The organism is Phenylobacterium sp. (genome assembly GCF_004297125.1).
Classification (GTDB): Bacteria; Pseudomonadota; Alphaproteobacteria; order Caulobacterales; family Caulobacteraceae; genus Phenylobacterium.
Window position 1 is genome coordinate 54,844 of sequence record NZ_SCVD01000033.1, and the last position, 20,112, is coordinate 74,955.

At 70.2% G+C, this 20,112-nt stretch carries 21 protein-coding genes and 1 tRNA gene; 8 read left to right on the forward strand and 14 right to left on the reverse strand.

Annotated elements, in window-relative coordinates; all coding sequences use genetic code 11:
- The first annotated feature begins 40 nt into the window (after positions 1 to 40).
- Positions 41 to 114, forward strand: a tRNA-Cys gene (locus tag EPO51_RS22670).
- Between the two features lie 11 nt (positions 115 to 125).
- Here EPO51_RS22670 and EPO51_RS22675 read toward each other — a convergent pair.
- Positions 126 to 1,508: an FAD-containing oxidoreductase gene (locus tag EPO51_RS22675; RefSeq protein ID WP_293355025.1), complete on the reverse strand. Its 1,383-nt coding sequence runs from the start codon at positions 1,506 to 1,508 to the stop codon at positions 126 to 128.
- Entirely contained in the window at positions 1,496 to 1,960 is a 465-nt protein-coding gene (locus tag EPO51_RS22680) for a DUF4126 domain-containing protein (RefSeq protein WP_293355028.1), read from the reverse strand. Before EPO51_RS22680 ends, EPO51_RS22675 begins: the two co-directional genes overlap by 13 nt.
- 51 nt (positions 1,961 to 2,011) lie before the next feature.
- Here EPO51_RS22680 and EPO51_RS22685 point away from each other — a divergent pair, with 51 nt between their 5' ends.
- Together EPO51_RS22685 and EPO51_RS22690 are read left to right on the forward strand one after the other, a co-directional pair.
- Positions 2,012 to 2,707: an SDR family NAD(P)-dependent oxidoreductase gene (locus EPO51_RS22685; protein ID WP_293355031.1), complete on the forward strand. Its 696-nt coding sequence runs from the start codon at positions 2,012 to 2,014 to the stop codon at positions 2,705 to 2,707.
- 96 nt (positions 2,708 to 2,803) lie between these two features.
- Positions 2,804 to 4,612, forward strand: coding sequence for a vWA domain-containing protein (locus tag EPO51_RS22690; RefSeq protein WP_293355034.1), 1,809 nt, complete (start codon positions 2,804 to 2,806; stop codon positions 4,610 to 4,612).
- On the opposite strand, the gene EPO51_RS22695 is transcribed toward EPO51_RS22690, so the two are convergent.
- Positions 4,609 to 5,673, reverse strand: coding sequence for a sensor histidine kinase (locus tag EPO51_RS22695; protein WP_293355037.1), 1,065 nt, complete (start codon positions 5,671 to 5,673; stop codon positions 4,609 to 4,611). The two genes, EPO51_RS22690 and EPO51_RS22695, sit on opposite strands and share 4 nt — an antisense overlap.
- Before the next feature lie 162 nt (positions 5,674 to 5,835).
- On the opposite strand from EPO51_RS22695, the gene EPO51_RS22700 reads away from it, so the two are divergent.
- Positions 5,836 to 6,615 (forward strand): LytR/AlgR family response regulator transcription factor, encoded by a 780-nt coding sequence (locus tag EPO51_RS22700; RefSeq protein WP_293355040.1) that lies wholly within the window; start codon positions 5,836 to 5,838, stop codon positions 6,613 to 6,615.
- A 104-nt stretch (positions 6,616 to 6,719) separates the two neighbouring features.
- On the forward strand, positions 6,720 to 7,400 hold the full coding sequence (locus tag EPO51_RS22705) for a PEPxxWA-CTERM sorting domain-containing protein (protein ID WP_293355043.1): 681 nt from the start codon (positions 6,720 to 6,722) through the stop codon (positions 7,398 to 7,400).
- Here the strand turns inward: EPO51_RS22705 and EPO51_RS22710 are convergent.
- The 8 genes from EPO51_RS22710 to EPO51_RS22745 form a co-directional block, all read right to left on the reverse strand.
- A complete protein-coding gene (locus tag EPO51_RS22710; protein ID WP_293355046.1) occupies positions 7,397 to 8,065 on the reverse strand; it encodes a Fe2+-dependent dioxygenase in 669 nt (222 codons plus the stop codon). The two genes, EPO51_RS22705 and EPO51_RS22710, sit on opposite strands and share 4 nt — an antisense overlap.
- 9 nt (positions 8,066 to 8,074) lie before the next feature.
- Positions 8,075 to 8,539: an NUDIX hydrolase gene (locus EPO51_RS22715; RefSeq protein WP_293355049.1), complete on the reverse strand. Its 465-nt coding sequence runs from the start codon at positions 8,537 to 8,539 to the stop codon at positions 8,075 to 8,077.
- The gene (locus tag EPO51_RS22720; RefSeq protein ID WP_293355052.1) at positions 8,539 to 9,540 is read right to left on the reverse strand and encodes a CorA family divalent cation transporter; all 1,002 of its coding nucleotides are present in this window, start codon (positions 9,538 to 9,540) and stop codon (positions 8,539 to 8,541) included. Before EPO51_RS22720 ends, EPO51_RS22715 begins: the two co-directional genes overlap by 1 nt.
- A gap of 27 nt (positions 9,541 to 9,567) precedes the next feature.
- A complete protein-coding gene (locus tag EPO51_RS22725; RefSeq protein ID WP_465246627.1) occupies positions 9,568 to 11,655 on the reverse strand; it encodes a prolyl oligopeptidase family serine peptidase in 2,088 nt (695 codons plus the stop codon).
- Positions 11,656 to 11,716: 61 nt separating this feature from the next.
- Positions 11,717 to 12,337, reverse strand: coding sequence for a TetR/AcrR family transcriptional regulator (locus EPO51_RS22730; protein ID WP_293355058.1), 621 nt, complete (start codon positions 12,335 to 12,337; stop codon positions 11,717 to 11,719).
- Between the two features lie 4 nt (positions 12,338 to 12,341).
- The gene (locus EPO51_RS22735) at positions 12,342 to 13,625 is read right to left on the reverse strand and encodes an outer membrane protein assembly factor BamB family protein (protein WP_293355061.1); all 1,284 of its coding nucleotides are present in this window, start codon (positions 13,623 to 13,625) and stop codon (positions 12,342 to 12,344) included.
- Between the two features lie 55 nt (positions 13,626 to 13,680).
- Positions 13,681 to 13,830 carry a hypothetical protein gene (locus tag EPO51_RS22740; RefSeq protein WP_293355064.1) on the reverse strand — a complete coding sequence of 50 codons (150 nt, stop codon included), beginning with the start codon at positions 13,828 to 13,830 and terminating at the stop codon, positions 13,681 to 13,683.
- Between the two features lie 46 nt (positions 13,831 to 13,876).
- A complete protein-coding gene (locus EPO51_RS22745; RefSeq protein WP_293355066.1) occupies positions 13,877 to 14,863 on the reverse strand; it encodes a helix-turn-helix transcriptional regulator in 987 nt (328 codons plus the stop codon).
- A 74-nt stretch (positions 14,864 to 14,937) separates the two neighbouring features.
- Between EPO51_RS22745 and EPO51_RS22750 the strand changes: the two genes are divergently transcribed.
- Positions 14,938 to 15,270, forward strand: a complete 333-nt coding sequence (locus EPO51_RS22750) for a hypothetical protein (protein ID WP_293355069.1) — start codon at positions 14,938 to 14,940, stop codon at positions 15,268 to 15,270.
- On the opposite strand, the gene EPO51_RS22755 is transcribed toward EPO51_RS22750, so the two are convergent.
- Entirely contained in the window at positions 15,267 to 15,626 is a 360-nt protein-coding gene (locus tag EPO51_RS22755) for a DUF6285 domain-containing protein (protein ID WP_293355072.1), read from the reverse strand. The genes EPO51_RS22750 and EPO51_RS22755 overlap by 4 nt on opposite strands.
- Entirely contained in the window at positions 15,623 to 16,651 is a 1,029-nt protein-coding gene (locus EPO51_RS22760; RefSeq protein ID WP_363201251.1) for a phosphotransferase family protein, read from the reverse strand. The genes EPO51_RS22755 and EPO51_RS22760 overlap by 4 nt, the downstream gene beginning before the upstream one ends.
- A gap of 81 nt (positions 16,652 to 16,732) precedes the next feature.
- Between EPO51_RS22760 and EPO51_RS22765 the strand changes: the two genes are divergently transcribed.
- Together EPO51_RS22765 and EPO51_RS22770 are read left to right on the forward strand one after the other, a co-directional pair.
- Positions 16,733 to 18,094: an acyl-CoA dehydrogenase family protein gene (locus EPO51_RS22765; protein WP_293355078.1), complete on the forward strand. Its 1,362-nt coding sequence runs from the start codon at positions 16,733 to 16,735 to the stop codon at positions 18,092 to 18,094.
- 1 nt (position 18,095) lies between these two features.
- A complete protein-coding gene (locus EPO51_RS22770) occupies positions 18,096 to 18,434 on the forward strand; it encodes a gamma-glutamylcyclotransferase family protein (RefSeq protein WP_293355081.1) in 339 nt (112 codons plus the stop codon).
- Here EPO51_RS22770 and EPO51_RS22775 read toward each other — a convergent pair.
- Positions 18,431 to 19,846 (reverse strand): Mur ligase family protein, encoded by a 1,416-nt coding sequence (locus tag EPO51_RS22775; RefSeq protein WP_293355084.1) that lies wholly within the window; start codon positions 19,844 to 19,846, stop codon positions 18,431 to 18,433. The genes EPO51_RS22770 and EPO51_RS22775 overlap by 4 nt on opposite strands.
- Positions 19,847 to 20,112: the final 266 nt, after the last annotated feature.

Sequence of the window (20,112 nt, forward strand, 5' to 3'; positions counted from 1 at the left end):
CTATGGGTCGTTCTGATAGCACCGCGCCTCGCTTCCGGTTGGCCCGATGGCGGAGTGGTGACGCAGCGGACTGCAAATCCGTGCACCCGAGTTCGATTCTCGGTCGGGCCTCCAAGCTTCCTTCCTCAGGGCTTCAGCTCCCCCAGCACCGTCGGGATCAGCTCCGAGACCGTGGGGTGGATGTGCATGGTGCGCATCAGGGTGGTGTAGGGCTGTTTCGCGGCCATGGTGTCGAGGATGGCGTGGATCGCCTCGTCGCCCTCCACGCCCAGGATCGCCGCGCCCAGGATGACGTCGGTGTCGGCGTCGACGACCACCTTCATGAACCCCTGGGTCTCGCCCTTCTCGACCGCGCGGCCGACGCGGGTCATCGGGCGCACGCCGACACGGACGGACTTGCCGGCGGCGCGGGCGGCGGCCTCGGTCATGCCGCAGCGGCCCAGCGGCGGGTCGATGTAGAGAGCGTAGGTCTCGATGCGGTCGCTGACCCGGCGCGGGTCGTCGTCCAGCAGGTTGGCCGCCACGATCTCGTAGTCGTTCCAGGAGGTGTGGGTGAAGGCGCCCCTGCCGTTGCAGTCGCCCAGGGCCCAGACGCCGTCGACGCTGGTCCGTAGCTGGTCGTCCACCTTGATGTAGCCGCGGGCGTCCGCCTCGATGCCGGCCGCGGCTAGGCCCAGGTCGTCGGTGTTGGGCCGGCGGCCCACCGCCAGCAGGACGTGGGAGCCCACGACGGTCGGCTCGCCCGAGTTGCAGTCGACGCCCACCTCGACGCCATCGGCATGGGGCGCGAAGCTGATGCACTCGGCGCCGGTGCGCACCGTGATCCCCTCGCCTTCCAGGATCCGCTGGATGGCGTCGGAGACGTCATCGTCCTCGCGGCCGACCAGGCGCGGGCCCTTCTCCACGACGGTCACCCGGGCGCCGAAGCGGCGGTACATCTGGGCGAACTCCAGGCCGATGTAGCTGCCGCCCACGACCACCAGGTGGCGCGGCAGGGTGTCCAGCTCGAGGATCGAGGTGTTGTTCAGGGACGGGACGTCGTGGACGCCCGGGAAGTCCGGGACCACCGCGCGACCGCCGACGTTGATGAAGATCCTGGGTGCGGTCAGCCGCTCGCCGTCCACCTCGACCTCGTGCGGCCCGACGAAGGTCGCCTGGCCGCGGATCAAGGTGCAGCCCTTCATGCCGCCGATCCAGGCCTCCAGGCCATTGCGGGCGTCCAGGGTCACCTTGTGGGCGCGGGCGCGGACCCTGGGCATGTCGACCGCCACCGGCCCGGCCAGGACGACGCCGTAGTCCGCGGCCCGGCGCGCGACCTGGGCGGCCTTGGCGCTGGCCACCAGGGCCTTGGTGGGCATGCAGCCGGTGTTGACGCAGGTGCCGCCCAGGAACTTGCGCTCGATCACGGCGACCGTCTGGCCCGCCGCGGACAGCCGCCCGGCCAGGGCCGGCCCCGCCTGCCCCGCGCCGATCACGATGGCGTCGAAGGCCCGGGTCACAGCAGGCATGCCACGACGAGGGCCGCGCCGCCGACCGCGACCACGTCCTCGATCAGCGCCGCGGGCAGGTCCCGCCCGAACGCTCCCGCGAGCCTGCCGCGCGCCCAGGCGCCGCCCAGGGTTCCGACCACCGCGCCGAGCGCGCCCAGCACGATGCCGGGAACCAGCGCGCCGGCCGACAGGCCCACCGCCGCTCCCGCCAGCCCGCCGGAGACGATCCGGCCGCCGAACTGGATCGGGACCTTGCGGCTGGGGGTCTTGGGCAGCTTGTCGTTCAGGAGCTCGCCGGCCGCGATCAGGGTGACGACCCACGGCGTGATCGCCGCGCCCAGGAAGGCCAGCGGCGTGCCCGTCAGCTTCAGGACGCCCAGCGAGGCGGCCCAGCTCACCGCCGCCACCGGCGTCACGGCCCGGAGTCCCGCGATCACGCCCAGCAGCAGGGCGGCGAGATAGAAGGTCATGGCAAGGTCCCCAATACTTGAACGTCCGATGCGGGCACCTTAACCGGAAGCATGTCCGATGATCTCCCATACGTTCTGGTTACCGGGTCCACCCGCGGCATAGGCGCCGCCATCGTGGACGCCCTGAAGGGCCGCGCCCACGTCATGGGCCACGGCAGCGCCGACGCCGACCTGTCGGACCCCGCGGGCGCCGAGCGCCTGTGGGAGGCAGCGATCACCCGGCTCGGCCGGGTGGACGTGCTGATCAACAACGCCGGGGTGTTCGAGCCGATCGCGGTCGACGCCGGCCTGGACGACTGGCACGCCGGCTGGAGCCGGACGATGCAGATCAACCTGCAGGCCTCGGCCGACCTCTGCCGGCGCGCGATCCTGCACTGGCGCGAGCGAGGCGCCGGGGGGCGGATCGTCAATATCGCCAGCCGCGCGGCCTATCGCGGCGACAGCCCGGCGCACTGGCACTATGCGGCGTCGAAGGCGGGCATGGTCGGCATGACCAAGTCCATCGCCCGGGGCTTCGCCCGCGAACAGATCCTGGCCTTCGCGATCTGCCCCGGCTTCACCATGACCGGCATGGCCGAGGACTATCTGGCCAGCCGCGGCGGCGACAAGCTGCTGGCCGACATCCCCCTGGGCCGGGTGGCCGACCCGGCCGAGGTGGCCAGCGCGGCGGCCTATCTGGCGCTGGAGGCGCCGCCCTCGATGACCGGGGCGGTGATCGACATCAACGGGGCCAGCTTCGTGAGATAATTTACATTTGTCATCTGTTTGCCGGAGCTTCGCCTTGCGGCAGCCACGATCCACACGCGTAGTTTGGGTCGAGGGGCGGCATCGGGAGGACAACGGATGAGGGTACATCGGATCTCTGTCGCGGCCTTGGCCGGCCTGACCGCCGCGACCTCCGGCTCGCCGCTCGCCGCGCAGCCGCGCCGCGCGGTCGACGGGACGCCATCGGCCGACGCCTGCGCGGAACTGGGATTCAAGGTCGCGCCGCCCCGGCAGTACGGTCGCATGGTCGGGATGACGCGGCCCATGCCGAGCTACCCGCCGCCCCCGCCGCCGCCCGCCCCGCCGATGGTGAAGTCCGCGCCGGCCATCCCACCCCTGCCCCTGCCTCCGGTCGAGCGCCGCATCGGCGAGCCCACGCCGCCCGCCGGGGCCTCCAGCCTGGCGGAGTCGGTCGTGGTGACCGGCAGCCGCTACCAGCGCTTCCCCTCGCAACCGCTGGACACCGAGCGCTATCCCAACGCGGTCACCAACCCGATCCGCCAGACCGCGACCGACCCGGTCTCCACCTTCTCGGTGGACGTGGACACCGCCGCCTACGCCAACGTCCGCCGGTTCCTGAACGACGGCGTGCGCCCGCCCACCGACGCGGTGCGGGTCGAGGAGATGGTCAACTATTTCGACTACGGCTACGCGCAGCCCAGGGACCGGGCCACGCCCTTCAGCTCCTACGTCTCGCTGGCGCCCTCGCCGTGGTCGGCCGAGCGCCAGATCCTGCACATCGGCATCCAGGGGTTCGCCCTGCCCAAGGGCGAGCAGCCGCCGCTGAACCTGGTGTTCCTGATCGATACCTCGGGCTCGATGGCGTCGCCGGACCGGCTGCCGCTGGCGCAAAAGTCGCTGGGCCTGCTGATCGACCAGCTCAGGCCGCAGGATCGGGTGGCCATGGTGGCCTATGCCGGCTCGGCCGGGGCGGTGCTGGGCCCCACCGACGGCCGCCAGAAGCTGAAGATGCGCTGCGCGCTGAACGCGCTCCACTCCGGCGGATCGACCGCTGGCGGCCAGGGGCTGAGCCTGGCCTATGCGCTGGCGAAGGAGAACTTCGATCCCAGGGCGGTGAACCGGGTGATCCTGGTCACCGACGGCGACTTCAACGTCGGTGTCGCTGATCCGTCCAAGCTGAAGGACTTCGTGGCCGAGAAGCGCAAGGGCGGCGTCTATCTGTCGGTCTACGGCTACGGCCGGGGCAACTACAACGACACCATGATGCAGGCGCTGGCGCAGAACGGGAACGGGACCGCCGCCTACGTCGACAGCCTGCAGGAGGCGCGCAAGCTGTTCCGGGAGGACTTCACCAAGTCGCTGTTCCCGATCGCCGACGACGTGAAGATCCAGGTCGAGTTCAATCCCGCCCAGGTCTCCGAGTACCGCCTGATCGGCTACGAGACGCGGATGCTGAACCGCGAGGACTTCAACAACGACCAGGTCGACGCGGGCGAGGTCGGGGCCGGGGCCTCGGTGACGGCGCTCTATGAGATCACCCCGGCGGGCGCGACGCCCTCGGCCGACCCGCTGCGCTATGGCGGGCGCGCCCCGGCGGCCTCGCCGGCCGGCGAGCTGGCCTTCCTGAAGATCCGCTACAAGCTGCCCGGCGAGGGCCGCTCGCGGCTGATCGAGCGCCCGATCACCCGTGCCGACGCCGCCTCCAGCCTGCGGGCCGCCCCCGAGCCCACCCGCTGGGCCGTGGCGGTGGCTGGCTTCGGCCAGAAGCTGAAGCACGACGCGCGGGTCTCCGACGCCTTCGGCTGGGACGACATCGTCGACCTGGCCCAGGCCGGCCGCGGCGCCGATCCCTTCGGCGAGCGCGCCGAGTTCGTGCAGCTGGTCCGCGCCGCGGCGGACGCACGCTCGGCGGGCGAAGGAAACTAGCCCGCGAACCGCAGCGGGAGCGAGATCGCGGCCACATAGCCGCGCTCCGGGTGGGGGCCGGCGTCGACGCCCGCCGCGGAGCCGAACCTGGCCTCCAGCCGCTTGCGGACGTTGGCGATGCCCACGCCGGTTCCGGCCGGCCCGCCGCCGCCCGGCCCGTTGTCGACGACCTGGATGACGAGGAGCTCGCCGCTGGCCCGCGCAGCGATCTCGATCCGGGTCTGCTGGCCCGGCGCATGCACCCCGTGCTTGACCGCATTCTCCACCAGGGGCTGGAGGATCAGGCTGGGCACCTCCGCGGCCTCGAGGTCAGGCGGCAGGTCGACCACGATCTCGAGGCAATCGGGATACCTCAGCTCCTCCAGCTCCAGGTACAGCCGCTGTTGGGCCACCTCGTCGGCGAGCTTCACCTCGCTCAGCGGATCGCGCGCCAGGCTGGAGCGGAAGAAGCTGGAAAGCCGGAGCACCATGCGCTCGGCCTGGGCGTTGCGGCCGTCCAGGATGAGCGTCGCGATGGCGTTGAGCGCATTGTAGAGGAAGTGCGGATTGACCTGGTAGTGCAGCGCCCGGATTTCGGCCTCCTTCGCCGCGATCAGGGCCGCCGACAGGTTCGCCTCGCGCACCCGCGCCTTGCGCCCGCTCTCCAGCACCAGGACCAGCAGCAGCCACAGCGCGAAGGGCACCAGCCAGTAGAGGCTCTCCCACAGCAGAAGCCGCAGGCCGTAGCCGTTGTCGCCGCGCAGCATGGGCGTGAAAACGTGGATGGCGGGCATGGCGGCGGCGAACAGCGGCGCCGAGGTGAGCAGCGCCGCGACCGCGACCGCGCCCCGCACCGTCGACGACCGGTCGCGGACGGCCCGGAGCGCGGCGAAGCCGGCCAGGCTGAGGCCGCAGGCGATCATCACGCCGATCACATGCCCTGCCGCATAGCGCATAGGCAGCGGCGAGCCCCGCATGGCGGTCAGGATCAGGGTCCAGAGCTCCATGCCGGTCCAGAAGACCAGGGCTATGGCGGCCGTCTGAAGCCACTCCCGGCGCGCGCCGGATGATGCGGTCCCCATGCCTTCGTCCGTCCCCCTGCCCCACCCGACTGCTTAGGCGCGGCGCTTCGATCGCGGGCGCCACGTTACGACGAACGGCGCCGTTCCATCGACGGGCGACATGGACATTTCGACGAGCCACAGGGAAAACCGCCGTCCGCCGAAACTGCGCCTCGGAATGGCATGCCCGCGCTCCGCGTCCTGGCCGTCGATGACGAACCCCTCGCGCTGCGGCGCGTGGAGATCGCCGTGGCCGAGATGGTCGACGTGATCCTCGTCGGCCAGGCCCGCAGCGGCCGCGGGGGCCTGGAGCTGGTCCGGGCCCACCGCCCCGACGTCCTGTTGCTGGACATCCAGATGTCGAACCTGGACGGCTTCGAACTGATCGAGCAGTTGGAGGGCGATACGGCCCCCCTCGTCATCTTCGTCACGGCCCACGAGAACTTCGCCCTCCGCGCCTTCGAGGTCGGCGCCGTGGACTATGTGCTGAAGCCGCTCGAGTTCGACCGCCTGCGCGCCGCGCTCGTCCGCGCCCGGGACACCCTGGCCGTGGCCGACCAGGCGCGCCGCGCCGGCGAGTTGCGGACCCTGGTGCGCTCGCTGCGGGGCGAGATGTCGGAGGAGCCCGCCTACGCCACCGGGTTCTGGGTCGAACGGAAGGGCGAGCACATCCGCACGTCGGTCCAGCACATCGAGTGGATGGAGGCCGACCGCGACTATGTGCGCTTGCACACCCGCGACGGCCCGTTCCTGATGCGCGGGCCGTTGAGCACGATCCAGGAGGAACTGGACCCGAACCAGTTCATACGCATCCGCCGCTCAGCCCTGGTGCGCACCGATCGGATCAAGTCGATCCGCAACCGCGGCTACGGCGACTTCCGCATCCTGATGACGTCCGGCGAGGAGCTGCGGGTCGGCAAGACCTATGTCGCCGACGTCCGCCGCCTGCTGGACAAGCGATAGCGCCGTTCGACGACGAATCCGGGCGTTGGTCGGCGGGTGTTTGAAGCTCCACCGTTCCCGCCGCAGACCACCCGTCTCAAGTGAAAAAGTAGATGGGTGTTTCAATGAAGAGTTTGCTTGCGGCGCTGGCCGCCACCTCCGCCCTCGCTGCGGCGTCGACCTCCGATGCGGGCGTGATCATCCAGCCGAAGGGCGTCACCGTGAACATCGGCGGCGAGCTGCTGGATTTCGCGGCGATCAACATGATCAACCAGTCAGGCCTGTCGAAGACCTACGAGAGCGGCGTGACCGACTTCGACGCCTACCTGGCGTTGAACCCGATCCATTCGGCGAGCGCCGGCGAATGGCTGAGCACCGGTCCGCTCAGCATGGCCCGGGTGACGTTCGACCTGGGTGAGACAATCGAGTTCACCGGCGCCGCCATCTGGAACGAAGACGCCTCCGGGATCGGCAGCATCATCGCCAGCATTCCGCTCGGCGGCAGCTACGCCGGACTGGGTCTGAACGACACCGTCGACAGCATCGGCTCGGCCTATGGCGCCACGGTCTGGCGCCACCAGGCCATCAAGGCGCGGTACGTGACCTTCGACATCTACGGCTGCAACCGCGCGGGCTTCGCTCACAACGGCTGCGGGCTCGGCGAAGTCGCGTTCCGGTCCACCGCCCTCGCGCCGCCCCCGACCGGCGCCGTCCCCGAACCCGGCGCCTGGGCCCTCATGATCCTGGGCTTCGGCGGCGTCGGCGCGACGCTGCGCCGGCGGCGTCATAGCTTCGCGGCGGCCTAACCCGCGTCGCCCCACTGACGGTGCAGGGAGGTCGCCACGTGGCTCAGCCGCGTGCGCGCCTCCCACGTCAGCCGCTCGCCCTCCGCGGCGAGGATATCGTTCAGCTCGAACAGCAGCTCGCGGCCGTTGCGGTCGACGATGTCGCTCTCGATGAAGGTGATGCCGCACAGGCGCTCGCCGCGGGTCACCGGGCGGACCTGATGGATGGTGGTCGAGGGATAGACCACCGCCCCGCCGGGCGCCGGCTTGAAATCCACCTCGCGGGTGCCGAGCCGCACCGACAGCTCGCCGCCGTCGTAGTCGCCGGGCTCGTTGAGGAAGATTGTGCAGGATAGGTCCGCCCGGATCGGCCGCCCGCCGATGGGCAGGAAGGCGGCGTCGGCGTGGGCGCCGTAGTTCATCCCCGGCCGGTAGAGCGACAGCGCCGGGGGGGCCATCAGCTTCGGGAAGGCGAAGGCCACGAAGCGCGGATTGCGGCTCAGGGCTGCGCGCAGGAGGCCGGAGGCGCGCTCGTGTTGGGGGTCGGAGAGATCGCCCTGCAGGTTGTTCTTCACCTGGCTGTCGGGATTGGTGACCTTGCCGTCGACGAAGCGCAGGCGCGTGGCCAGCTGGCGCAGCTCGGCCACCTCGGCGGGGGTCAGCAGGTCGGGGATCTCGCAGAACATCGCGCAGGCTTACCGGCGTAGAGCCAAGCGCTCAATCGCCTCCGCCAGGATCGCCCGCTGGCCCTTGTGGATCTTGACCGCGGCCGTGGCGGCGTCGAACCAGTCGGCGCGGTCGATCTCCGGGAAGGCCTGCCGGCGGCCGGTGTGCGGCGGCCACTCGATCTCGAAGGTGTTGCTGGCGATCCGGGAGACGTCGAGATCGGCCTCGACCAGCCAGGCGTGGACCACCTTGCCGCTGGCTGCACAGGGCGTCAGGGGCTCGGGCTCGCCGTCGATCTCCAGGCCCAGCTCCTCGCGGAACTCGCGGCGCGCGGCGGCCCAGCCGTCTTCGTCCGCCTCCACCAGGCCCTTGGGGATCGACCAGCCCTCGGCGTCCTTCTTCGCCCAGTAGGGCCCGCCCGGATGGACCAGCAGGAACTCGGGTCCGCCGGGCCGCGGCCGCCAGGCCAGCACGCCCGCGCTGGCCACCGCCATCAGGGGAGCATCCCCATGCGCCGCAGCATCCAGAGCGCGGCGGCCACGATCGCCACGCACAGCACGCCGACCGTGACGAACCCCGTGGGCGAATGGGCGAACGGGATGCCCTCGACGTTCATGCCGAAGGCGCTGGCCACCAGGGTCGGCGGGATCAGCAGGGTGGAGATCACGGTCAGCGTCCGCATGCTGCGGTTGGTGGCGCTGGTGATCAGGGTGTCGACCTCTTCGTGCAGCAGCCGCCCCCGCTCCTGCAGGGCGCCAGCCTCGCGGTCCAGGTCCTCGACGGCGGAGATCAGGTCGGGCAGCCACTCGGCCAGCAGAGCCGCGCGGCGCGAACCGCGGCCGACGTGGACGCGGGTGAGCGCGCTCTTCAGGGCCTGCACCTCGCGGCGGTGGCGCGACAGGCTGCGGCGGACAGGCGTGAGGCCGGTGTCGGCCAGGTCCTGCGGCTCGGTCAGGACATAGTCCTCGACCTCGGCCAGGGTGATCGCCAGGCCCTCGAACATCGTCTCCAGGCGGTCGACATAGTGCTCGATCAGCCGCGCCAGGGCGGCGGCCGGGCTCTCGAAGGCGACATGGCCGTCCACCTCGCGGCGCAAGTCGTCGACGGCCCGAAGCGCGTGCAGCCGGCCGGTGATCAGCCGCGAACCGTCCAGGGCGAAGACCAAGCGCCCTTCGCCCTGCGCCTGTCCGGCCAGGTCCCGCTCCAGGTCGGGCAGGACGCCGAACACCCAGCCGCCTGCCTGTTCGATATGCACGCGGGTCTCGCGCTGGACGAACAGCTCGCGGGCGTCGACCGGGAGGCCGGGCACCTTGTCCAGCAGCAGCTTGGAGCGCAGGTCGCCCAGCGCCAGGTGCAGCCAGGTCCAGGCGCCGTCCGCCTCCCGGGCGAATTGCGGTTCGGGCTCTGGCACCGCACGGCCCGCGTCGAACCGATAGGCGTAGAGCAGGCCCGAGCGGGGACCGACCAGATCCTCGAGGTTCTGGATCAGGCTCATCCGCCCCTCCCCCTTCGACGGACGCCCTCAGTCCATCAGCCGCTGCTGCAGGTAGGTGTACTCCAACGCCTGGCGCATGGCCCGCTCGTTGAGGTTGGCCGCGGCCGCATGGCCGCCGTCGATGTTCTCGTAATAGAGGAAGTCGTAGCCGTATTCCTTCATACGCGCGGCCGCCTTGCGGGCGTGGGCCGGATGCACCCGGTCGTCCTTGGTGGACGTCTCGATGAACACCCGCGGATAGGGCTGGCCGGGCTTCAGATTCTGGTACGGCGAATAGGTCATCAGCATCGCGCGTTCCTCCGGGACCTTGGGGTCGCCGTACTCGCCGATCCAGGAGGCGCCCGCGCCGATGTGGTCGTAGCCGATCATGTCGAACAGCGGCACCTGGATGACGATGGCGTTGTAGAGCTCCGGATGCTTGGTCAGCGCCACGCCCATCAGCAGGCCGCCGTTGGAGCCGCCCATGATCCCGAGCTTCTTCGGGTTGGTGATCTTCCGGGCGATCAGGTCCTCGGAGACCGCGAAGAAGTCGTCATAGACGCGCATGCGGTTCAGCTTCAGGCCGGCGTTGTGCCAGCGCGGCCCGAACTCGCCGCCGCCGCGGATGTTGGCGACCACGAAGACGCCGCCCTTCTCCAGCCACAGCTTGCCGATCGCGCCGGAATAGGCGGGCGACTGGCTGACCAGGAAACCACCGTAGGCGTTGAGCAAGGTCGGGTTGGTCCCGTCCAGCTTCATGCCCTTCGCGTGGACCACGAAGTACGGGACCTTGGTTCCGTCCTTGGAGACGGCCCAGTGCTGTTCGACGGCGAACTTCGAGGCGTCGAAGCGGTCCGGCAGGGTGCGGAGCTGGTCGGACTTGCCGCTGGATGCGTCGGCCAGCCACTGGCTGTTCGGCGTCAGGAAGCTCGCCACATTGACGATCAGCCTGTCATCAGCGTCGGAGGCCGAGGCGATGCCGATGGTGGAATCCTTCGGCAGGTCCAGCCTGGCCGAGGTCCAGGTCCCGCCCTTGCGCTGGAAGCTGAGGACCTGGCCCTTCACGTTGTCGAGCAGCGAGACGACCAGCCGGGTCTTCGTCGTCGCCACCTGTTCGACACTCTGGGTCTCGGTGGGCCGCAGGACCAGGCTGGGCGCCAGGGCGTCCGGCTTGGCCCTGACGGCGGCCAGGTCGAAGTCGACGAGGTCGCCCTCCTTCATCCCCCGGGCCGCCCAATCCTCCTCGAGGCTGACGATCAGCCGGCCGTCGAGGTAGCCTTGGATCGAGGACTTTTTCGGCAGGTCCAGCCGCAGCGGCCGGTCGCCGGCCAGCAGGTAGTATTCGGCGTTGAAGGTGTCCAAGGGCCGCTGGATCACCACGGCCTGCACCTTGCCGGCCGCATCGCGCAGCACGATCGGCTGGACGCCGTAGCCGCCGTCCTCCCTGGTCCCGCTGAACACCTGCTTCGCCGCCGACAGCGGCTGGCCGCGCTTCAGGATCTTCGCGATGAAGGGATAGCCCGAGGTGGTGACGTCGGCCTTGGTCCAGTCGGTGACCAAGAACAGGGTGTCCTTGTCGATCCAGTCGAACCGGTGCTTGCCTTCGGATAGCTTGAAGCCGCCCTCGACGAACTTGCCGGTGGCCGTGTCGAACTCGCGGACCTCGACGGCGTCCTTGCCGCCGTTGGACAGGCTGACCAGGCAGTAGCGTTCGTCGGGCCGTAGGCAGTCGGCGCCCTTCCAGACCCAGTTGGCGTTCTCGGCCTTCGACAGGGCGTCGATGTCCAGGATCGTCCGCCACTCGGGAGCGCCGGTGCGATAGCTGTCCAGGCTGGCGGTGCGCCAGATCCCGCGGACGTGCTCGGCGTCCTGCCAGTAGTCGCGCAGGGCGCCGTCGCCGCCGAAGTCGACGTTCGGGATGCGGTCCTTGGCCGTGGCGATCTTCAGGGCGTCGGCATAGAGGCCGGCATAGCGTGGATCGTTCTGGAGCTGAGGCAGCGAGCGGGCGTTCTCGGCCTTGGCCCAATCCAGCGCCCGGGCGCCCTCGATCTCCTCCATCCACGCGTACGGATCGTCGTCAGGCGCCGTGGCCCCCATCAGAAACACTCCCGCCAAGAGGGTCGCCACTAAGCGCATCTTCATGGTCTTGCACCCCGACTGAACCAGGTCGCGATAGAGAGCGAACCCTGCGCCGACCTCAAGCGGTTTCCTGGATCGCCAGCAGACGGGCGGCGGCTTCGGCGACCACTTGCCTCGCTTCGGCGGGCGACAGCCCGTGGCCCGTCCGCAGGAGGTCCCACCCCTCTCCGCTCGCCACGGCGTCGAGGGCGGCGACGCGCCGACGACGCGCCCCCGACTCGAACCGATCGAGCTCGACGGCGAACACCCGCGCGATCTGGTCGCGCGAGGCCTGACGTCCATAGTCCCGGGCCAGCATCAGGGCGGCCGAGGCCGGTTGCAGCGCGGCGGCGCGGCGCAACGGGGCCAGCTCTTCGTTGGCCAGTTCGCGCTGGATGGCGAAGTCCCGGACGCGGGCGGCGAAGTCACCGCCCAGATCGATCGGCGTGAGCAGCCCGACCACCCGGGCCGTCGCCCGCCGGGCCATATCCCGATGCAGGTCCTCCCGGCTCGGGAAATGGACATAGAACGATCGCAGCGAGACGCCCGCCCGCGCCGCGATGTCCGCGGCGCTGGGCTCCGCGTCGCCCTCCCGGATCAGGCCGTACAACGCCCCCACCAGCCGCTCGCGGGTGCGCCGGGAGCGGGCCGCCCGACCGTCGGGCGGCAGGTCGGTGCTGGTGACGGCGGTGCGGGCCACACCCTCATCTAGCGCGCTTCGGCCCGGCGCGGAACGCGAACAGCTGGCCCCGTATGGTGGGGACATAGACCGTGCCGTCCTGCCCCACCGTCGTGCCCACGGTGAAGACGGTGGTCCCGGGCAGGCGCTCGCGGTCGAGGATCGCGCCGGTCCGCGTATCGACCACCAGCAGGTCGTTCGCGCGCCCCCCGGCGTCGACCGCGGCGTAGGCCCGCCCGCCTGCGGCCTGCGTCGGCACGCCGCGATTCACCAGGGCGTCGTTGCGCCAGAGAAGCTCGGCCGAGGCGCCCTGGTCCTTCACGGCCAACAGGCCGCCCCGTCCGCCGCCCGAAGGCATGATGATCCCATCCGGCGATGTCGACGGGCTGCCGCCGGACTCGAAGCCGATCGGGAAGCTCCAGATGTCACGGCCCGTGGCGGCGTCCAGAGCGTGCAGGCCGCCCGCGTTGTCGGTCAGATAGACGCGCGAGCCGTCCGCCGAGATGTCCGGGCTGGACGCGCTGCCGCTAGGCAGGCTTTCGTTGACCCAGAGCGGGGTGATCGTCGTGACGACCCCCTCCTCGATCCGCATGGCGCGGATGCCGGCGCTGGCGGCGCCGGGAGTCCAGTAGGTGAAGAACAGGCGGCCCGTGGAGAGGTCGATGGCCGGTGTGTTCGCGCTCGGGCACTCCGGCAGGCCACGCATGCACGCCCGCCCGCCCTTCGAAGGGTCGAAGCCGGCCCCCGGGGTCAGCTCGACCGGCGTCATCACCGGCTCCCCGGTGTCGCGTCGCAGGACGTAGATGCGGCCGATGTGGGTGATGAACACCAGCCGGCCCTTCGGCGTGAACTGGGCGGACAGTGGAAAGCCTACGATCGGCGTCTTCCAGAGGAGCTTTCCATCCGGCGCGTAGGCGCGCATGGCGGTTCCGTCCGCCAGGAAAGCCCGCCCCTGCCCGTCGATCAGGGGCGACGAGGCGATGGCGTAGGCGTCCAGCTCGCGGTCGCACCAAAGGGTCTTGCCGGTATGAGGGTCCAGAACGTGCAGCCGGCAGTCCGCTCCACCCGTGGTGACATACAGGCGGCCATCCGGCCCCGCGGTGACGCCCAGGTTGATGGCGCCCGGAAAGTCGCGGCTCCAGGCCAGGGCGAGGTCGTCGCCCACCGACACCGGAGAAAAGTCGCTGTTCGCCGCATCCGCGTGCACCGCCGACCAACCCGGCCCGTAGGCCGGGGGCGTGGCCGCGCACCCACCGATGAGGGCCGACGCCAGCAGCACGCCTAGAGCCAGGTTCCGGCCACCGTTCATTACCCGCTTCCTATTTGCACTCGGTATGCAAATAGGGTTCGCGACGGCGACGCTGTCAACCGCGCCGTTCGCGCCAAATGCGCTGCGCAAGCGCAGGCCGTACGAGGAACAGCCCGGCCCAGACGACGCGGGCCACGGCGCGGCGGATGCGGCGGCTCGGGCGGTACTCGTTTTCGAAGACCTGGGCGTAGTCGAAGGTGGTCACGGCGGCTCTCCTGATCTGATGGAGAGACCTTTCGCCCCTGGGTACGTCAGTTCCGGACGTGGGCCTTCACGGCAACAGCCAGCTCTCCGGCCATCATCGCCTTCAGGGCCGGCGGCGCGACGATCTCGATCTTGTCGCCCCAGGTGAAGAGGTGCCACGCCAGTTCGCGCATGCCGCTGGCCCGGAAGCGGACGATGACCCCGCCGTCCGCCTGCTCCTCGACCTTCTGGCGGGCATGGAAGCGCCAGCGCAGCCCGTCGTCCCGGCCCTGCGGCAGGACCCGGAGCACCACGTCCTCGGTGTCGTCCTGGTAGATGCCGAAGCTTTCGTCGGCGTAGGCCTGCAGCGAGAAATCCTCGGGCGGGGCGCCCGGCGCGCCGGTGACCTCGACCTCGGAGATGCGGTCCAGGCGCCAGTTGCGGGGGCCGGTGCCGGCGCCGACCTCCTCGGCCACCAGATAGTTCGAGCGGCCGAACAGGATACCGTAGGGCGTGACCTCCCGCGTCCGGCCAGGCGTCGAGCCGCCCTCGTAGCGGAAGCGCAGGGTGGACATCGCCTTCAGCGCGCCCCGCACGGCGGCCAGCACGCTTTCCTCCTCGAACGGCCTGGGGCCGGCGGTGACGGCGATCGTCTCGGCCTGCAGCAGCGCCTCCAGGTCGGGCGCCAGCCTGCGCCGCGCGGCCGCGCGGGTGGCCGACATGACCTTCTGCTCCAGCGACCGCAGGGCCGCGGCGCGGCCGGCCAGGCCTTGGCGATCCATCAGCTCCGCGGCGGCGGAAAGCGCGACCAGCTCCTCCGGCGTCGGCGCCTGGAAGAGGCCGTCGAGGCCGGACGGAATGCGGAAGCGCCGGGTAGGCGGATCGTCCACCACCTCCATCTGCGGGAACATCTCCCAGACGGCGTCGCGCATCCGCTCGGCGGTGCGCCGGCCCACGAGGAGGCGGTCGGCCATCTCGTCCAGCGTCAAGCCCTCGGCGCTGCCGGCCAGCATCCGCGCCAGTTCGAGCAGCCGGGCCCCTTTTTCGTGCCGCATGATTTCCTGCGTCCGTTTTTGTCGTATCGATCAGACAAAACCAGAACCATCGAAACCCCGCAAGGACCAAATCGATGGCCACCCGCTTCCAGCCCCGCCGCCGTCCCGACCGGTTCAGCCCGGCGCGCTTCAGTCCCCGCCCCGTCCAGGCGCCGCAGCCGATCCGCCCGCCGCTGCCGCCGGCGGCGGTGATCGACGCCGTGCTGCGCTTCCATGACGTGGAAGTGGATCAGGGCGGGCAACGCACCCTGCTCCGGCTCTCGGAGCGCGCGCTGCGCGAGCCTCAGGTCGCGGCCGCCCTGGGCGCCGACGCCCGCCGCGCCGCCAACATCGCCATCCTGTGGAACGAGCGGGAGAGCGAGATCATCCGCGTGCTAGAAGGTAACGACGCGCGGATCGCGGCCTAAAACGAGCCTTCCGGCTTGTAGCTCGGCTGGTCGATGGCGATCTGGTCGCGGGCCATGACCTGGAGCGCGGTCAGCAGGCCGGGCGTCTCGACCGTGAGCTCGCCCGAGCGGATGCGGGCGCAGAGCTCCGCGTTCAGCGTGGCATGGTCGCCGGCGTGTCCCAGGACCCCCGCCATGCCCGCCACGGCGGCGGCTTCGGCGGCCGGGCCCTCGGTGATCTCGCGAGAGACCGTCGCCAGGGCGTTGGCCGCGACGCGGGCCAGAAAGGCGTTGCGCGGGTCCAGCGTCGGGCGGATCTCGTCGATCCACAGGCGGACCGACTCCACCAGTTCTTCCGTGCGCGGATGGGTGATCACAGGCCTTCCTCCAACAGCACGACCAGGTCGGCTTCGGTCTCGGAGACGCGGCGGCCGATCATCGGGCGTTCGACCGACCTGGTGATCCCGTCCCGCCAGCTCAGATACATGGTCAGGCACATGACGCCCCAGCGCAGCGACCCCAGCATCTGCCAGAACCGCACGCGGCTGAGTTCGATGGATCGCCCGCCCGCGGCCGCATAGCCGGCCAGCAGGTCCGCGTAGTCGCCGAAGCCGCCCACCGGCCGGTCGGGCCGGCCGAACCGCCAGGAGTTGGTGCAGATCCAGCCCATGTCCTCGGCCGGGTCGCCGATGTGGGCCAGCTCCCAGTCGAGGATCGCCGCCACGCCGGACTGCGGGTCGAACATGATGTTCCCGTTCCGGAAGTCGCCGTGCAGCAGGGTCGGCTCGACGGGCTCGGGGACATGGCGGCGCAGGTACTGGAACGCCAGCTCCAGGATCGGCCGTTCGGCGCCGGTGGCGCGGTAGACCTCCTCGTAGCGGTCGAGTTCGGCCACGCCATCGACGGTCTTCAGGTTCAAGCCGGGCGGCGGGGGGGTCTTGTGGATGGCCACCAGGGATTCGCCGCACTGGCGGGCCAGGCCCGGCCGCACCGCGTCGAAGCGCGGATCGCCGACGATCTTCTTACCCAGGGTCTCGCCGTCGACCCGGACCATCACATAGGCCTCGCCCAGGCCATCGGCGTCGTCGCAGACGTGGCGCACCTTGGGCACGCGGGCGCCGTTCGCGCCGGTCGCCTGGATCAGCTTGGCCTCGGTGGCCAGGCTGACCGAACGGGCGGTCTCCTCGTCGAACGGCGCGCTGCGCCGGCGCAGGATCAGACGCTCGGGCCCGTTCTCGCCCTCGAACGCGAAGGCCCAGGTTTCCATGCTCGCGCCCCCTGAAAGCCGGCCGGCTTCGGTGAGCTTGGCGCCCTCGCCGCCCAGTCTTCCGGCAAGCTTCTCGAGGCCTGCGCGAACATCCAATTCCATGACCTGACGGAACCTTGGTCTAGTGCTGCCCATGATCTGGCGGGCGATCGGACGGCTTGTAAACGCCTCTCCCGACGTCAATCCCGCCCAAGAACGCGTTGGGAGACATCGGCCATGAACTTCGACCTGCCCCAGGACCTGGTGGACTATCTGGCGGAGCTGGATCGCTTCATCGAAGAGGTGATCGCGCCCCTGCAGGCGCAGGACGACAACGAGCGGTTCTTCGACCACCGCCGCGAACACGCCCGCACCGACTGGGACAACCAGGGCCTGCCGCGCAAGGAGTGGGAGGAGTTGCTGGCCAAGGCCCGGAAGCTGGCCGACGACGCCGGCCACCTGCGCTACGCCTGGCCCCCGGAGATGGGCGGCAAGGGCGGCAGCCAGCTGGCCATGGCGGTGATCCGCGAGCACCTGGCCGCCAAGGGCCTGGGCCTGTTCAACGACCTGCAGACCGAGCACTCGATCGTCGGCAACAACCCCTTCATCCTGATGTTCAAGGAGTTCGCCACCAACGCCCAGTACGAGCGCGACGCCGACAAGCTGCTGAACGGCGGCATGCGCACGGGCTTCGGCCTGACCGAGCCGAACCATGGCTCGGACGCCACCTTCATGGAGACCCGCGGCGTCCGCCACGAGAAGGACGGCAAGCCCGGCTGGCTGATAAACGGCGAAAAAATGTGGACGACGGGGATGCACGTCGCCACGCATGTCATGGTTTTCGCTAGGACTTCCGGCAAGGACGGGGACGCCACCGGCATCACCTGCTTCATCGTCCCGGCCGACACGCCCGGCGTGAAGGTCGAGGAGTACATGTGGACCTTCAACATGCCCACGGACCACCCGCGGGTCAGCTTCACCGACGTCTGGATCCCGGAGGACAGCTACTGGGGCCAGATCGACCGCGGGCTGGGCCTGGGCCAGAGCTTCGTGCATCAGAACCGCATCCGCCAGGCGGCCTCGAGCCTCGGCGCGGCGCAGTTCTGCATCAACGAGAGCGTCAAGTACGCCCGCAAGCGCAAGCCGTTCGGCAAGGCGCTGGCCGAGAACCAGGCCATCCAGTGGCCGCTGGTGGAGCTGCAGACCCAGTGCGAGATGCTGCGGCTGCTGATCCGCAAGACCGCCTGGCAGATGGACGGGATGGAGCACAAGGAGATCGAGAAGACGATCTCGGACAAAGTCTCCATGTGCAACTACTGGGGCAACCGGCTGGTCTGCGAGGCGGCCGACCGCGCCATGCAGGTCCACGGCGGGATGGGCTATTCGCGCCACACGCCGTTCGAGCACATCTACCGCCACCACCGCCGCTACCGGATCACCGAGGGCTCGGAGGAGATCCAGATGCGCAAGGTCGCCGCCTACCTGTTCGGCTACCTCGGGCCCAAGCGCGAGGAGTTCAAGGAGCTGAACGCCGCCGAGAAGGCCGCCAAGGGCGAGTATGTCCAGCCCATCCCCGCGCACCACAACGCGTCCCGCTGAGGTGAACCAGGACCACCGCCTTGCGGTGTACGGGTCGCTGGCCCCGGGCCAGGCCAACCACCGCCAGCTCGACGGGCTGGCGGGCGGCTGGCAGCCGGGGATCGTCCGCGGCCATCTGGTGGAGTCCGGCTGGGGAGCGGCGCAGGGCTACCCCGGGCTGCGCCCCGACCCGATGGGGCCGGAGGTGACGGTGCAGCTCTTCACCTCGGAAGACCTGCCGGACCATTGGGAGCGGTTGGACGCCTTCGAGGGCGGGGAATACGAGCGCGTGCCGGTGGACGTCGACCTGGGGACCTACACCGTGCGGGCGCAGATCTACGCGCTGAGGCCGCAGCCCTAGGCGGCCGCCTCGCGGGGGCCGTAGCGCTCGTCGAACACCGCCGGCAGGCTGTCGGGCAGCCCCAGCAGCGGCCCTGAGGACAACAGCAAGACCACCTCGTCGCCGGCCAGGCGGGTGAGCGCCGCCGTGGCGGCCTCGGCTGTCTCGACGCCCTCGACCGGAACCCCGGCCGCGGCCACGCGTGCGAGGATCTCGTCGAAACCGGACTGGTTGTGGCTGGCCTCGCCGTGGTGCGGCGGCGGCACGATCAGCGCCTTGGCCACGCCTTCGAACACCGTGTCGTACCAGGACAGCGCATCGCGGCTGCGCCACGAGAAGGTGTGCGGCTCGAACACCACGGTCAGCGGCCGGTGCGGATAGTGCAGCAGCATGGCCTCGATGGCCGAGCGCGCCTTCTCGTAGGAAGAACCGAAACCTTCGATCACCGGCACGGCGGAGCGCTTGGTCAGCCGGTCCAGCCGCCGGCGGATGCCGCCGAAGCTCTCGACGGCGCGGGCGAGCTGGGCCTGGTCCACCAGGCCGCGTTCCAGGAGATAGGCCGAGACCCCCACGATGTTCTCGACGTTGTGCTCGCCCAGCAGGGTCGTCGCCAGCGCCACGCGCCGGCCGTCCGGCCCGACCAGGGTGAAGCGCGAGGTCTCGCCGAAGGTCACATCCTCGGGATGCCAGCCGTCGCAGGGGCGGGTGTCGTACCAGACGATCCGCGAGGCGGCCTCGCCGGCGATGGCGCGGATGGCGGGATGCTCGCGGGCTGTCAGCAGCCCGTCCGCCGGGAGCAGCCGCATGAGCTCGCCGAACGGCCGGACATAATCCTCGAAGGTCGGGAAGACGTTGACGTGGTCGTGGATCAGCGAGGTCAGCAGCACGTCGCGCGGGTGGTAAAGCACGAACTTCGAGCGCCGGTCGCCGGGCCCCACGATGTACTCATCACCCTCCAGCACCACCTCGGGCGCCGCGCCCCAATGGCCGGTGTCGGGCAGCGACGGCGAGATCGCCCCGATCATCCAGCCGGCGTCGACGCCGGAGGCGCGCAGGATGTGCGCCATCAACGCCGTGCAGGTGGACTTGCCGAACGAGCCGGCCACGACGGTGTTGCGCCGGAGCGCCGTCGATTCCCCCACCAGCTCCGGGAAGGTGGTGACCCGCACGCCGCGGCGGCGCGCCTCCTGCACCTCGACGTTCGATTCGCCGCCGAGCTTGGCGCTGGCGCCCAGGACCAGCAGGTCGAGGTCCGGCGACAGGTTGGCCGAATCGAATCGCCAGGCGATCGGAAACCCCAGGCCCTCCACATAGGTGGACATGGGCGGGAAGACGTCCTGGTCGGAACCGGTGATCGCGTGCCCGGCCTCACGCATCATCAGCGCCGCCGCGGCCATGCCCGCGCCCGCGATGCCGGTGAAATGGATGCGCATCGTCTCTCTTCTCAAGGCCTTAGGTCAGGTGATCCACCGATCCGCGGCCTTCGTCCAGCCCCGCGCGACAATGGAACGCTTGACCGTAGGCGAGGCCAGCTTGGCCGTGCGCTTAAGAGAAGGTTCGCACGCGCCGGGGCGATTAATCACCCCTTAACCACAGCAGCGGAGGCTCACATCGTCTTCTTCGAAGACACCCACCATCACCGAACTTTTCAGCCCGGCGTCCGCGCCGGGCTTTTTTCTTGGGCGCCGCGTCAGAGGCG